Consider the following 13,454-nt stretch of genomic DNA (forward strand, 5'->3'; position numbering starts at 1 on the left):
CCGAGCGGTTCCGGCGTGCGCCTCGTGCGCCGGAACTGCCCGGGTCTACAGGGATCAACATCCACCACCTGTCTCAGACAGGTTGACAACTACCGAATTGCTGTAGCGGATGGCGAAAGATGTAGCGGATCGCTCTAGCGGCCGGCCGTACCCGCGATGTTCTCGAGCATGCCGCGGAAGATGATGCCGTGGAAGGGAACCAGCGCGTACCAGTAGAGACGACCGGCGATCCCTCGCGGGAAGAAGATCGCCCGCTGGTGCACGCGCGACCGACCCGACTCCAGCGGTTCGACCCGCCACTCGAGCCACGCTCCGCCGGGTGCCCGCATCTCCGCGCGCAGGCGCAGCAGCGTCGGGCGTTCGATCCGTTCGACGCGCCAGAAGTCCAGGGCGTCACCGGTATGCAGGGTTTTCGGGTCGCGGCGACCGCGGTGGAGTCCGACGCCGCCGACGAACCGGTCGAGCCAGCCGCGGATGGTCCACGCCAACGGGAAGGAATACCAACCGTTCTCGCCGCCGATGCTCTCGACGACGGCGAACACCTTCTCCTGGGGCGAATCCGACTCGAGTGACCGCTCGTCGGTGAAGACGACCTCGCCGGCCCAGTCCGGGTCGGAGGGAAGCGGATCGGCGGGTGCACCGACCGGTGATGCGTTCGTCCACGTCGTCTCGACCTCTCCCCGTTCGATACGGCCGAGGGCGAGCCGGACCGCGTCGCGGTAGCCGGTGAGGCCGGATTCCGGTGGGGGGATGATCGAGTCGACGTCATGGTTGCGCATTACCGCGTCGGTCGACAGCGATTCGAGGAGCGCGCGACCGAGAGGCGGAGGAATCGGCGTGACCAGACCGATCCACAAACCGGCGAGCTTCGGTGTGAGGACGGGCAGGACGAGGATCCGGCGTTTCGTCAGACCGGCGACCTCCGAGTACTGCTGCATCATCTCGCCGTACCGCAGGACGTCGGGCCCACCGATGTCGTAGGTGCTACTGCGGGGGAGGGGTGCATCTGCGGCAGCGAGCAGATAGTGCAGGACGTCGCGCACCGCGATGGGCTGGATCCGGTTGTTCACCCAGCGTGGGGTCGTCATGACGGGGAGCCGGTTGCTCAGATGGCGGATCATCTCGAACGACGCCGAACCCGAACCGATCACGACGCCGGCCTGCAGCACGAGAGTCGGAACACCGGAATCCGTCAGGATACGTCCGACCTGGGCCCGTGAATACAGGTGCGGTGAGAGATCACCCGACTCCGGGTGCAGCCCACCGAGGTACACGATGCGGGAGACGCCGTGGTCGCGTGCCGCGTCGGCGACGTTCTGCGCCGCTCGCTTCTCCGCGTCGACGAACTCGTCGCGACCACCCATCGAATGCACCAGGTAGTACACGACGTCGATGTCGCGGCATGCCGCGCGCAGCGATTCGGCGTCGTCGAGGTCGCCACGGACGATCTCGACGTCGTCGGCCCACGGCACGTCGCGCAATTTGTCGGGGCTGCGCGCGAGCACCCGTACCCGGTAACCCGCCTCGAGCAGGCGCGGAGCGAGCCGGCCACCGATGTAGCCGGTCGCTCCGGTGACCAGGACACGCTTTCCGCTCACGGTTCCTCCAGGATGTGGCCGAGTTGGTGGCGCAGCGACGCTTCGAGATCGGGACGCCGGAACCGGTGCCCGGCGTCGATCAGCGCCTTCGGGACGACGAACTGATCGGCCTGGGCGACCTCGCGTGCACCCTCGTCGCCGAGCAGCAACCGGGGGCCGAAACCGGGGACGGGCAGCAGTGCGGGCCGGTGCAGCACCGACGCCAGTACCCGGGTGTACTCCTCGTTGCGCACCGGCTGCGGTGCAACGGCGTTCACCGGTCCGGTCAGGCCGGGGTCGGTGAGGGCACGGTGGTAGACCTCGAGGAGGTCGTCGATGTCGATCCAGGAGAACCACTGCCGGCCGTCGCCGATCCGGCCACCGAGACCGCTCGCGAACAGCGGCCGCATCAACTGGAGCGTTCCGCCGCGGGGTGTCTGGACGATGCCGGTGCGCACGTGCACGACCCGCATGCCCTTCTTCTCCGCGGGATGTGCCGCGGCCTCCCAATCGGAGACGACGTCGGCGAGGAAACCCGTTCCACGTGATGCGTTCTCGTCGAGCGGTGTGTCTCCTCGGTCGTAACCGTAGAGGCCGATCGCGGACGCGGAGACGAAGGTCGCGGGACCGTTGGGTGTGGTCGCGGCGAGTTCGGCGAGTCGGCGTGTCGGTTCGATGCGGCTGTCGCGGATCGCGGCCTTGTGGGAGTCGGTGAACCGTCCCGCGATCGACGCGCCCGCGAGGTGGACGACGGCGTCGACGCCTTCGAGTAGGTCGGGCGCCGGATCCTGAGGGTCCCAGCATCGTTCGTCGGTGCGCTGCGGTTTCCGGCGCACCAGGCGGACTACCTGGTAGCCACCCGTGGACAGGAAGGCCGTCAGGGCAGTACCCACGAGTCCGCTCGATCCGGTCACCGCGACCGTCCCGGGTCGGATGCCCTGCGCGTGCGACCAGCGGTGGCTCGCGAGATCGTCGGCGAGCTGACGGTGCCGGTAACGGAAGGTCTGGGTGAGGAAACAGCCCGGTACCGGCGTGTCGACGCGATCGGTGACGCGGGTGCGGAATTCGTCGACGACGTCGAAGCGGTGTTCGTGGCGCCACGAGCCGATGACGGTGGCGGGGCGCGACAACAGGCCGTCGTGGGAGAGTTCGTCCACGAAACGTGCTGGCGGGTCGTAATCCTCGGGTCTGTGCCGGGAGATCCAGCGCAGACCGCCGGGGAGACCGAGGACGGCCGTACCGGATTCGAGGGAGTCGGCCTCGGCGACGACGTTCATCGGCTGCCAGGGCGGGATCAGGCGGAGGATGGCGCCGGGCCGGGAGTGCCAGTCGAACACCTCGTCACGCGGTGCGTCGACGACGCTCGAGAATTCGATGCCCATGCCCTACCTCCTGTTTGCAGTGATGCTCACCCGGTGGTGACGGCGCCGGGGCGCCCGGTGGTGACGGCGCCGGGGCGCCCGGTGGTGACGGCGCCGGGGCGGACTCCTGCACCGTATCCACTCAAGCAGGAAGGACGCTGATCAGAAAGGTGTATGCGTCGACGAGCGGGTTGTGGATGGCCATGAAAGCTGCCTCGACGAGAGCGCGCACTGCGATGTCCTTTCGTTGGGTGTACGGCGAACAGGTTGTCCGTCCAGAAGTTGTTCGGAGCACCGCCACGACCGGATGGGTCGTTTCGCCGTCTTCTTCATCGGGGTGAGCGAATCCGCTCGTATCTGTCCAGAGCGACGCGGCGTTCGTGTGCGTGATCGACGACCGGTTCCGGGTATCCGTCCGGAGGGCCGTCGGGCAGGCTGTGCACACGAGCGCCGTCGATGCTCCGCAGTTCGGGTACCCATCTGCGTACGTATTCACCCGTCGGATCGAACTTCTCGCCCTGCCGGGTCGGATTGAACACCCGGAAGTAGGGAGCGGCGTCGGTGCCGCTGCCCGCCGTCCACTGCCAATTGTGTTGGTTGGAGGCCAGATCGCCGTCCACCAGATGCTTCATGAAATGTCGCGCCCCACGCCACCACGGCAGGTGCAGGTCCTTCGTCAGGAACGACGCGACGATCATCCGCACCCGGTTGTGCATGACGCCCTCTGCGAGGAGCTGCCGCATCCCGGCGTCCACGATCGGGAATCCCGTGCGGCCCTCGCACCACGCGGCGAACAGGGCGTCGGCGTCGGGTCCGGAATCGTAGGTGATGGCGTCGAAGTCGCTGTTGTAGTTGGTCCGGGCGGTCTCGGGCCGCTGGAACAGGACGTCGGCGTAGAAGTCGCGCCACGCCAGTTCGCTGCGGAAGGTGACGGCCCCCTCGTCCGACCGGTTCCTCATGTCGTGCAGCAGGGTCCGCGGATGGATGCAGCCGAACTTCAGATAGGGTGACAGGCCGCTCGTGCCGTCGTAGGCCGGCCGGTCACGGTCGGTGGCGTACCGCTCGAGACCGGCGTCGAGGAATTCGCGCCATCGCTCCAGTGCGGCCGCCTCTCCGGGGGGAGGTGTGGGTTCGTCGCCGGCTTCGGGAATCGGCACGCGTGTGGAGCAGCCGCTCGGGTCGACCCAGTCGGCGGTGTCCGGTCCGGTTGCCGCGGGTGTGTGCCATCCGTGGTCGTTCCAGGCGCGGCGGAAGGCCGAGAACACCTTGTATGCAGTGCCGTCGGGTTTCGTTATGCGGCCCGGCGTGACGGCATACGGCGAGCCGGTGGCCACCAGCGGGACGTCGCCGAGCGCTTCGGCGACCGCTCGGTCGCGTCGCGTGCCGTAGGGACCGTGGTCGGAACTGATGTGGACCGCGGCCGCATCGAACTCGGCGGCGACTTGCGGCACCAGCATCATCGGGTCTCCCTGGACGACGAGCAGGCGCCCGCCGAGATCCCGGTCGAGGGCTTGCAGGCATCCCATGAGGAAGTCGCGCCGGTGGGCACCGGACGGGCGGAGCAGTGCGTCGTCGAGGACGAACAGGGCGAGGACGTCGTCGGCGGCCTCGGTGGCCGAGAGCAGGGTGGGCAGATCGTTCAGTCGGAAATCACGACGGAACCAGATGATGCTGGGGCGGGCCATGGATCCAGTGTCGGGGACAATGGGTGCCATGTCCGACGCATTCGATGTACCGATCCGTGACGAGTCGATCCGGCTCGGTCAGTTCCTCAAGCTCGCAAGCCTCATCGAGTCGGGTGCGGAGGCCAAGGAAGTGATCGCCGACGGCCTGGTGTCGGTCAACGGTGAGGTGGAGGTGCGTCGCGGCCGTCAGCTGAAGGTGGGCGACGTGGTGGAGATCGCCGGGGCGAGCGCGCGGGTCGCGCACGAATAGCGGGTCGACCCGCGCGCTCGGCTGATCAGTTCTCGACGCGGACGACGACGCCGTCGGAGTCGCTGTAGACGATCTCGCCCGGGTTGAACGTCACGCCGCCGATCTCGACGGGCACGTTCTTCTCGCCGGAGCCGGTCTGGGTGCTCTTGCGCGGGTTGGTGCCGAGGGCCTTGATGCCGATGTCGAGTGTGCGCAGGATGGCGGAGTCGCGGACCGCGCCGTTGACGATGACCCCGGCCCAGCCGTTGTCGACACCGCGACCGGCGATGATGTCACCGACGAGCGCGGTGTGGATGCTGCCACCGCCGTCGACGACGAGCACGCCGCCGTTGCCCGGCTCGGAGAGGGTCTGCTTGACGAGCAGGTTGTCCTGGAAGCAGCGGATGGTGGTGATGGGGCCGACGAACTCGGTGCGGCCGCCGAACTGGATGAACTGCGTGTCGCAGCTGCGGATGTCCGGGCCGATCTCGTCGGCGAGGTCTGCTGTGGCTGTGAAGGCAGGGGTGTCACTCATGGTGCGAGGATAAGCGGACACGCTGCCCCGCACCGTGGGAGGTCCGGTCAGGACGCGCGACCGAAACGGCGTTCGTAGTCCTCTCGTTCGCGGGCGGCGCGGGCGCGTGCCTTCGCGCTGAGCAGTTCCGGATCGAGACCGTGCTGCTGGAGGCGGTGCCGCTGCCAGATGGGCATCAACGCCACCGAGAAGTAGACCCATGGCAGCAGCAGCAACAGCATCATCGCGATCGGGATCCACACCGGCCCCGGGATCAGCAGGAACAGCAGGAGCAGCGGGATGATCGGCAGGTTCCATCGCAGCAGGTAGCGGCGTGTTCCGCCGGGGCCCAGGACGTCGTCGCGTACCCACTCCCGCATCTCGGGCGGTAGCGCGCGACCGAACATGTAGCCGATCCGCTGCAGGAAATTCGGTCGTGCACTACTCATCATGAGACCCAGGATAGGCCGTCACCCTTCGTAGAGGCCTGCCAGCCTGTCGGCGAAGTTGTCGACGACGACCTTCCTGCGCAGCTTCATGCTCGGCGTCAGATCACCCGATTCGACCGACAGTTCACGCTCGATGATCGTGAACTTCTTGATCTGCTCCCACCGGTTGAGCTGCAGGTTCAGCTCGTCGATGTATCCGGAGATCAGATCGTGGGTCTTGTCGTGCCGTGCGATGTCCTCGAACGATCCGCTCACACCGTTCTTGTTCGCCCACTCGCCGACGGATTCCGGATCGAGCGCCACCAGCGCCACGCAGTAGGGCTTGCCCTCGCCGTAGACGACGATCTCCGACGTGTACGGGCACATGCCTTTGAAGGTCGCTGCCAGCGACGACGGGGCGACGTACTTGCCCTGCGACGTCTTGAACATGTCCTTCTTGCGGTCGGTGATGCGCAGGTAGCCCTCGTCGTCGAGGCTGCCGATGTCGCCGGTGTGGAACCATCCGTCGTCGGAGAGCGACTCGGCGGTCGCGTCGGGCCGGTTGTGGTAGCCGGTCATCACACCGGGGCCGCGGACGAGCACCTCGCCGTCCTCCGCGATGCGGACCTCCGTGCCCGGGACGGGCCAGCCGACCGTGCCGATGCGGTTGGCGTAGGGACGGTTGACGAACGTCGCGGCAGAGGTCTCTGTGAGTCCGTAACCCTCGAGGACGGGGATGCCGACGGCGTCGAACCATTCGCCGACCTCGGGGTTGAGCGCCGCCGAACCGGAGATGAAGAACCGCAGGTGACCGCCGAAGCGTTCGCGGATGGTGGAGAAGACCAGCTTGTCGGCGAGGCCGTGCTGCAGTTTGTCCAGCAGTCCGGGCGACCTGCCGGCCTGCTTCGCCTTCGACACCTTCCGGCCCACGCCTACGGCCCAGTCGAAGATCTTCTTCTTGGCGCCGCCTTCCTCCTCCATCATTCCCTCGACGCGCGCGTGGGCCTTCTCGAAGATGCGCGGGGCCGCACCCATGAAGGTCGGGCGGACCACCGCGAGGTTCTCGACGATCTTGTCGACACGTCCGTCCACCGCGGTGGGGAAGCCGATCTGCAGAGGGAGGGTGAGCAGCACCTTGCCGAAGACATGCGACAGCGGCAGCCACAGATACTGCAGGTCGTCGGAGCTGAGCATGTGCAGCGCGTCGATGGCGGCGGCCTCGTAGGTCCACGCCGAGTGCGGCAGGCGCACGCCCTTCGGTTTGCCGGTGGTACCCGAGGTGTAGATGAGGGTGGCCAGGTGCTCGGCCCTGATGCTGTGGATGCGGTTGAGCACCGCTCCGGAATCCTCGGCGAGCAGGCCGCGGCCCAGGTCGGCGAGTTCGTCGAAATTGATGACCCAATCACCGTCGCCGGTGCCCTCGACGACCACGACCTTCGCCACCTCGGGCAGATCGCTGCGGTGGCTCACGAGCTTCTCGACCTGCCCGGCGTCCTCGGCGATGACGATCCGGCTGCCGGAGTCGGCGACGATGAACGCGACGTCGTCGGCGTGGGTGGTGGGGTAGACGGTGGTGGTCGCGGCGCCCGCGCACATGACGGCGAGGTCGCCGAGCGCCCATTCGTAGCGGGTGGACGACGCGAGGGCCACGCGGTCCTCGGCCTCGATACCCAGGGAGATCAAGCCGGCCGCGAGCAGTCGTACCCGATCCCCGGTCTGTTCCCAGGTGACCGACGTCCAGCCGTCCTTCCCCTCGGGGTAGCGGAAGGCCTCGGCGTCGGGTGTGGCGGCCACTCGATCGAGCAACAGGCGGGCGACCGAGGGGGCCCGTTCGTCGATGACCGCTCGGTCGACCTTTTCCTCGGAGACGCGCGTCGTTGTCGTCATATGTCGCAGTCTAGGTAGCGGAACCGTCCTTCTGGTGAATATAAGTAGGAACTTATATAGTTGGTCCATGCACGGGTTCGAGGTCCTCGCAGATCCGGTTCGCCGCCGCATTCTCGAACTGCTCGCGGGCGGTCCGCAGGTGGCCGGTGAAATCGTCGCGGCGATCGGCCGGGAGTTCTCGATCTCCCAGCCGGCGGTCTCGCAACATCTCAAGATCCTGCGCGACCAGCGGTTCGCCGCCGTCCACAAGGACGGCACCCGCCGCTACTACGAACTCGATCCCGAGGTCCTCGTCGAACTCGAGGACTGGCTCGCGGGTCTGCATACGCCGGTATTCGCGGCGCTGGACGCCCTGGAGACCGAGATCGCGCGCGGCAAGCGTGAGCGGCGGAGCCGCGACGCCGTCCCGCCCGCGCTCCCTGCTTCCGACGAGAGAAGGAAATCCTCATGAAGAACGTGATCACGAGCAACGAGACGAGTCGCCGCACGGTCGGTCGTCGCACCGTCGAGGGCCACGAGGCCAAGGTCGTCACGATCTCGCGCAGCTACCGCACGAGCGCCGAGGACCTGTGGGAGGCGTGCACCGACCCGCAGCGCATCCCCCGCTGGTTCCTGCCCGTCGAGGGCGACCTCGAGGTCGGTGGCCGGTACCAGCTCCAGGGCAACGCCGGCGGTGAGGTCCTCACCTGCGAACCGCCCCGGACGTTCAGGGCCACCTGGGAATTCGCTGGTCGCGTGAGCTGGATCGAGGTGTCGGTCCTGCCCGAACCGGGAGACCGGGCGCGCCTGGAACTGACGCACATCGCCTACCCCGACGAGCACTGGGAGCAGTACGGTCCGGGCGCAGTCGGTATCGGCTGGGACCAGGCGCTTCTCGGACTCGGACTGCACATCGAATCGGGAGAAACGGTGGATCCGAAGGAATTCGAGACCTGGTCGATGTCCGAGGAAGGTCTGCAGTTCGTCCGCGACAGCAGCGAAGGCTGGTGCGAGGCCGACATCGCCGCGGGCGAGGACCCCGAACAAGCACGCGCAGCCGCCGAGCGGACGAGTGCGTTCTACACGGGCGAATAGAACGGGCTCACGCTGCGTCTCCGACGCACGGGGTCAGGCCGGGGCTCGGCGCACGGAGTCAGGCCGGGGCTCCGACGCCGATCACGTCGAGGTCGTGGCCGATGACGAGGCGCCCGTCGAATCCGGCGCCGCATCCTTCCCAGGTGGAATCGGGCCGATTGCCCGGGACCATGTGCGAGAGCACCAGGGTTCCCACGCCGGCTTCCTGGGCGATCGGGCCGATCCTCGATGAGGGTGGCGTGCCGGATCTGCTCGGCGTCCAGGACGGCGGGGACGTCCTCGGTCTGCTGTTCGATCGTGGGCACGTGATCGACGGGATCGGAGAGCCCGAAACCGCGGCGCTGGAAGTAGACGGCGCGCGAGTAGGTCGCGAGGCGTTCGAAGAGCGAGTGCATGTACGGATCGGTCCACAGCAGATCCAGGTGCATCAGAACCACACGACGTCGGCGGGACCCGCGCCGACCACCCCGTAGGTCAGGTTGTGACCGTCGCGGGGCAGGTACCGGGTGACCGGTGGATCCACTCGTACAGCCTAACGGGGTGAAACGGAAGAGGTCGTGTTCCGAAGGTGGGGCGGCCGTGCAAGACTCGCGGAACCGGGTGATCCGGTCGTCGGATCCGTCGGGTGACGGATTCCGCGGGAGGGAGGATGTTCCTATGACACGTTCACCGGAAGCGAGCGATATCGGACGCCGTATGGCGCAGCTCGCGCGCGGTTTCTACCGCCCGTCCGATCTCGACGAAACCCTGCGCGGTGTGACCTCGGCCGCAGTCGAACTGGTGGAGGGGACCGATTGTGCCGACATCCTCATCGTGACCGGAAGGAAGCATTTCCGCTCCCTCGCCGCGACGTCGGAACTCGCCGAGCACCTCGACGACGTCCAGGAGCAGTTCGGGGAGGGTCCGTGCCTCGATGCGAGCTTCAAATACCTCGTGGTGCGCTCCGAAGACCTGCGGACGGAGACCCGCTGGCCGCGTTTCGCGAAGGCCGCGGTGGACGCGGGTGTGCTCAGTGCCTTGTCGTTCCAGCTGTATCTCGATCAGGAGAGCATGGGAGCGCTGAACATGTTCTCTGCGAGAGCCGAGGCGTTCGGTCCTCCGGCGGAGGCGACTGCCGAGGTCCTCGCCGCTCATGCCGCGATGGCAATGAGTGCGGCACGCAGTCAGGGGCAGTTCGCGTCCGCCTTGGCGACCCGCGACATCATCGGGCAGGCCAAGGGCATGATCATGGAGCGTTTCGGTGTCGATGCCGTCGCGGCCTTCGAACTGTTGCGCCGGCTCTCGCAGGACAGCAACGTCCCCCTCGCCGAGGTCGCCCAAGGGATCGTCGAAGCAGGTCCCGAGCGACGCGACGATCGGGAGACGGGCATCGACGTCACGCCTGTGTGACAGCACACACCCACCCGGGTAGGTTTGGTGAAACTGCAAGTACTACTCACCGGTAGGGGTGCATCATGCCAGCTCCGAGCGCTGCGACCTTCCAGCGTCTTGCCGACCTCATCGCGATCCCCGACGCCGCCGAGCGGACCACCCGCCCCGTCGTCGAGGCCTTCACCGGCCGGCAGCTGGCCACCGTCCCGGTCGGCACGGCCGAGGACGCGAAGGCCGCGATCGACCGGGCCCGCACCGCGCAGGTCGCCTGGGCGAAGCTGCCCGTGGACGAGCGCGCCGCGATCATGCACCGGTACCGCGAGCTCGTGCTGTCCCGACGCGAGCAGCTCATGGACATGGCGCAGGCCGAGACCGGCAAGTCCCGTGTCTCCGCGCAAGAAGAGGTGCTCGACATCTCGATGACCGCGCGGTTCTACGCGCGCGTCGCACCGAAGCTCCTGCGCCCCCGCAAGGCCACGGGCATGCTGCCGGTCCTGACGAAGACCACCGTCCTGCACCATCCCAAGGGCGTCGTCGGCGTGATCGCGCCGTGGAACTACCCGATGACGCTGGCCGTCTCCGACGCGATCCCCGCCCTGCTCGCCGGCAACAGCGTGGTGCTCAAGCCCGACAGCCAGACGCCCTACTGCGCGCTCGCCGTCGTCGAACTCCTCTACGAGGCCGGGGTCCCCCGCGACGTCTTCGCCGTGGTCACCGGTCCCGGCACCGTGGTGGGCACCGCGATCGTCGAGAGCACCGACTACCTGATGTTCACGGGTTCGTCGGAGACGGGACGTCTGCTCGCCGAGCAGGCCGGCCGGCGCCTGATCGGGTTCTCCGCCGAACTCGGTGGCAAGAACCCCATGATCGTCACCTCCGGGGTGAACCTGCGCGAGGTCACCGACGCCGCCGTGCGGGCATGCTTCTCGAACTCCGGGCAGCTGTGCATCTCGATCGAGCGGATCTACGTCGAGAAGTCGATCGCCCCCGAGTTCATCCGGATGTTCGGGGCACGGGTGCGCGAGATGTCGCTCGGTCCCGACTACGACTTCGGTACCGAGATGGGCTGCCTCATCAGCGAGAGCCAGGTCAAGACGGTGACCCGGCACATCGAGGACGCCGTCGCCAAGGGCGCGACCGTCGTCGCAGGCGGGAAGACGCGGCCCGACCTCGGACCGCTGTTCTTCGAACCCACCGTGCTCACCGACGTGCCCGAGGACGCCGAGTGCTACCGGAACGAGACGTTCGGCCCGGTGGTGTCGATCTATCCGGTGGAGAATGTCGAAGAAGCGATCCGCGAGGCCAACGACACCGAGTACGGACTCAACGCATCGGTGTGGGGCGCGACGAAGGCGCAGGGCGAGGCCATCGCCGCGCGGGTGCGTGCCGGCACGGTGAACGTCGACGAGGGATACGCCCCGGCATGGGGCAGCACCGACGCACCGATGGGCGGTATGGGCATCTCCGGCATGGGACGCCGCCACGGCGCGGAGGGCCTGTACAAGTACACCGAGGCGCAGACGATCGCGACGACGCGCCTGCTCAATCTCGACGGCCCGCGCGGACTTCCGCGACGGGTGTGGGCGAAGATGCTCGCCCCCTTCGTCAAGTCGATGCAGTGGCTGCCGGGTCGCTAGGAGCCGGATCGCTCTTCCACGCGATGGTGGTCGCGAGGGGTTTCTCGACGACGAGGCACAGCAGGACCCCGGCGACCACCACGAGAAGCTGCATGGACGTGCCGAATCCGATGCCGAGCACGGCGAACCAGCAGCCCAGCACCCAGATCGGGGTATCCGCGCCGAGGGTCGACAGGAGCACCAGCCGATCGCGGGTTCGGCGACGCGTCGTTCCACCGCGACGAACAGCACCGCACCGGCCGCCGTAGCGGCGATCAGCGCGTGCGTGGAGAAACCTCCGCTTGTTCTGCGATGGTCTCGACGGTGATGTCGGACAGGTGGGTGTAAGGCCGCGCATACTGATCGCCATGTCCTCGACCAGGATGGTGAACGGAGTGCTGGGAATACCGCTCACCACCCCCACGGCGACCGCGGTGTTCGCGATCCTCACGGTCATCGGTCTGATCGTGTTGCTCCTCCGCCGCTACCGGGTGTGGTTCGCACACGGAGTACCCCTCGCAGTAACCGCCGCCCTCGGCTCGACGGTGGTAGCCGCGCTCCTGATCGAGAAGGTGTGGAAACCGTTCCCGGATCGTCTGCCGTGGGCGGTGTACGGGTGGGCGGCAACGGCACTGCTCGCCGTCTCCCTACTGATCGGACGATGGTTCGTGCGACGTCGCGACCGGGCCCGACCACTCGTCGCGACGGCACTCGTGGTGTCTGCGGTACTCGTCGTGATCTCCGCCGCGGGCCGGATCGACGCGGTCTACGACGCCTATCCCACCGTTCGGACTGTTCTCGGAATCAGCGACTACCGGACCGTCCCCTTCGACGACCCCTCCCTCCGGGCATCGCAGACCGTGCCGGTGGAGGACTGGTCGGCGTCGGACGATCTGCCTGCGACCGGTGCGGTCACCTCTGTGACAATTCCCGGAACAGTCTCCGGATTCCGGGCGCGGGAAGCCCGCGTCTACCTCCCGCCGGCCTACTTCTCGGATCCACGACCGGAACTGCCGGTGCTGGTACTGCTCGCCGGACAGCCCGGCAGTCCGGAGGACTGGCTCGTGGGCGGACATCTCCCGTCCACCATGGACGCCTATGCCGCGCAGCATCACGGCCTGGCGCCGGTCGTCGTGCTCGCGGACGGCACCGGAGGTCAGTTCGACAACCCGTTGTGCGCCGACTCGCATCTCGGCAACGTGGCGACCTATCTGGCCGTCGACGTTCCGGCGTGGGTACGGGACGACCTGCAGGTCGACGACGACCCACGGGCACGGGCCGTGGGCGGACTCTCGTACGGCGGAACGTGCGCACTGCAACTCGCGACCACCCGGCCAGATGTCTACCCGACCTTTCTGGACATGTCGGGACAGGCCGAGCCGACCATCGGTGACCGGGCGTCGACGATCCGGGACGTGTTCGGTGGTGATGCGGAAGCATTCGCGCGCAACAATCCTGCCGACCTGCTCGCACGCAATCGGTATCCCGATTCCGCCGGTGCTTTCGTGGTGGGACTCGACGATTCCGAATACCGTGCCGGGGTGGAACAACTCGCTTCGTTGGCTCGGAGCGCGGGGATGGACGTCCACCTCACCGAACTGCCGGGCACACACAGCTTCGCCCTGTGGTCCGCAGGGCTCGAGAAGGAGTTGCCATGGCTCGCACAACGGCTCGGGCTCGGCAACTGATGCGCCGCACAGGGGCGGGGGTGC

The 13,454-nt window shown here is 67.5% G+C and carries 14 protein-coding genes; 6 read left to right on the forward strand and 8 right to left on the reverse strand.

From position 1 onward, the window contains the following. Positions 1–134 precede the first annotated feature (134 nt). From ACQR3U_RS08915 to ACQR3U_RS08925, 3 genes are all read right to left on the reverse strand, one after another. Positions 135–1,598, reverse strand: a complete 1,464-nt coding sequence (locus ACQR3U_RS08915) for an SDR family oxidoreductase (RefSeq protein ID WP_230810368.1) — start codon at positions 1,596–1,598, stop codon at positions 135–137. Continuing rightward, positions 1,595–2,959, reverse strand: a complete 1,365-nt coding sequence (locus tag ACQR3U_RS08920) for a TIGR01777 family oxidoreductase (protein WP_006553351.1) — start codon at positions 2,957–2,959, stop codon at positions 1,595–1,597. Before ACQR3U_RS08920 ends, ACQR3U_RS08915 begins: the two co-directional genes overlap by 4 nt. A 308-nt stretch (positions 2,960–3,267) precedes the next feature. Then, positions 3,268–4,623 (reverse strand): cryptochrome/photolyase family protein, encoded by a 1,356-nt coding sequence (locus tag ACQR3U_RS08925; RefSeq protein ID WP_230810369.1) that lies wholly within the window; start codon positions 4,621–4,623, stop codon positions 3,268–3,270. A 28-nt stretch (positions 4,624–4,651) separates the two neighbouring features. On the opposite strand from ACQR3U_RS08925, the gene ACQR3U_RS08930 reads away from it, so the two are divergent. After that, positions 4,652–4,873, forward strand: coding sequence for an RNA-binding S4 domain-containing protein (locus tag ACQR3U_RS08930; RefSeq protein WP_006553353.1), 222 nt, complete (start codon positions 4,652–4,654; stop codon positions 4,871–4,873). Positions 4,874–4,898: 25 nt separating this feature from the next. Here the strand turns inward: ACQR3U_RS08930 and rraA are convergent, their stop codons facing one another. Genes rraA through ACQR3U_RS08945 form a run of 3 tightly spaced genes read right to left on the reverse strand, consistent with a single transcriptional unit; the run spans position 4,899 to position 7,681 of the window. Then, entirely contained in the window at positions 4,899–5,387 is a 489-nt protein-coding gene (gene rraA / locus ACQR3U_RS08935) for a ribonuclease E activity regulator RraA (RefSeq protein ID WP_006553355.1), read from the reverse strand. A gap of 47 nt (positions 5,388–5,434) precedes the next feature. Beyond that, complete coding sequence (locus tag ACQR3U_RS08940; RefSeq protein ID WP_006553356.1) at positions 5,435–5,818, reverse strand: DUF5313 family protein; 384 nt, start codon at positions 5,816–5,818, stop codon at positions 5,435–5,437. Between the two features lie 18 nt (positions 5,819–5,836). Beyond that, on the reverse strand, positions 5,837–7,681 hold the full coding sequence (locus ACQR3U_RS08945) for an AMP-dependent synthetase/ligase (protein WP_230810370.1): 1,845 nt from the start codon (positions 7,679–7,681) through the stop codon (positions 5,837–5,839). Between the two features lie 67 nt (positions 7,682–7,748). On the opposite strand from ACQR3U_RS08945, the gene ACQR3U_RS08950 reads away from it, so the two are divergent. Beyond that, complete coding sequence (locus tag ACQR3U_RS08950) at positions 7,749–8,132, forward strand: ArsR/SmtB family transcription factor (protein ID WP_006553358.1); 384 nt, start codon at positions 7,749–7,751, stop codon at positions 8,130–8,132. Beyond that, positions 8,129–8,755, forward strand: a complete 627-nt coding sequence (locus ACQR3U_RS08955; RefSeq protein ID WP_230810371.1) for an SRPBCC family protein — start codon at positions 8,129–8,131, stop codon at positions 8,753–8,755. The genes ACQR3U_RS08950 and ACQR3U_RS08955 overlap by 4 nt, the downstream gene beginning before the upstream one ends. Before the next feature lie 58 nt (positions 8,756–8,813). Here ACQR3U_RS08955 and ACQR3U_RS08960 read toward each other — a convergent pair whose 3' ends face one another. Next, positions 8,814–8,951, reverse strand: a complete 138-nt coding sequence (locus ACQR3U_RS08960) for a hypothetical protein (RefSeq protein WP_019290400.1) — start codon at positions 8,949–8,951, stop codon at positions 8,814–8,816. 461 nt (positions 8,952–9,412) lie between these two features. On the opposite strand from ACQR3U_RS08960, the gene ACQR3U_RS08965 reads away from it, so the two are divergent. Continuing rightward, entirely contained in the window at positions 9,413–10,144 is a 732-nt protein-coding gene (locus ACQR3U_RS08965; RefSeq protein WP_230810372.1) for a GAF and ANTAR domain-containing protein, read from the forward strand. A gap of 65 nt (positions 10,145–10,209) precedes the next feature. Further along, positions 10,210–11,763, forward strand: coding sequence for a succinic semialdehyde dehydrogenase (locus ACQR3U_RS08970; RefSeq protein ID WP_230810373.1), 1,554 nt, complete (start codon positions 10,210–10,212; stop codon positions 11,761–11,763). On the opposite strand, the gene ACQR3U_RS08975 is transcribed toward ACQR3U_RS08970, so the two are convergent. Beyond that, entirely contained in the window at positions 11,732–11,944 is a 213-nt protein-coding gene (locus ACQR3U_RS08975; RefSeq protein WP_230810374.1) for a hypothetical protein, read from the reverse strand. The genes ACQR3U_RS08970 and ACQR3U_RS08975 overlap by 32 nt on opposite strands. 166 nt (positions 11,945–12,110) lie before the next feature. Between ACQR3U_RS08975 and ACQR3U_RS08980 the strand changes: the two genes are divergently transcribed. After that, a complete protein-coding gene (locus tag ACQR3U_RS08980) occupies positions 12,111–13,430 on the forward strand; it encodes an alpha/beta hydrolase (RefSeq protein ID WP_033097879.1) in 1,320 nt (439 codons plus the stop codon). Positions 13,431–13,454 lie beyond the last annotated feature (24 nt).

The sequence above is a fragment of the Rhodococcus sp. IEGM1339 genome, assembly GCF_050321925.1.
Lineage (GTDB): Bacteria > Actinomycetota > Actinomycetes > Mycobacteriales > Mycobacteriaceae > Rhodococcus > Rhodococcus pyridinivorans.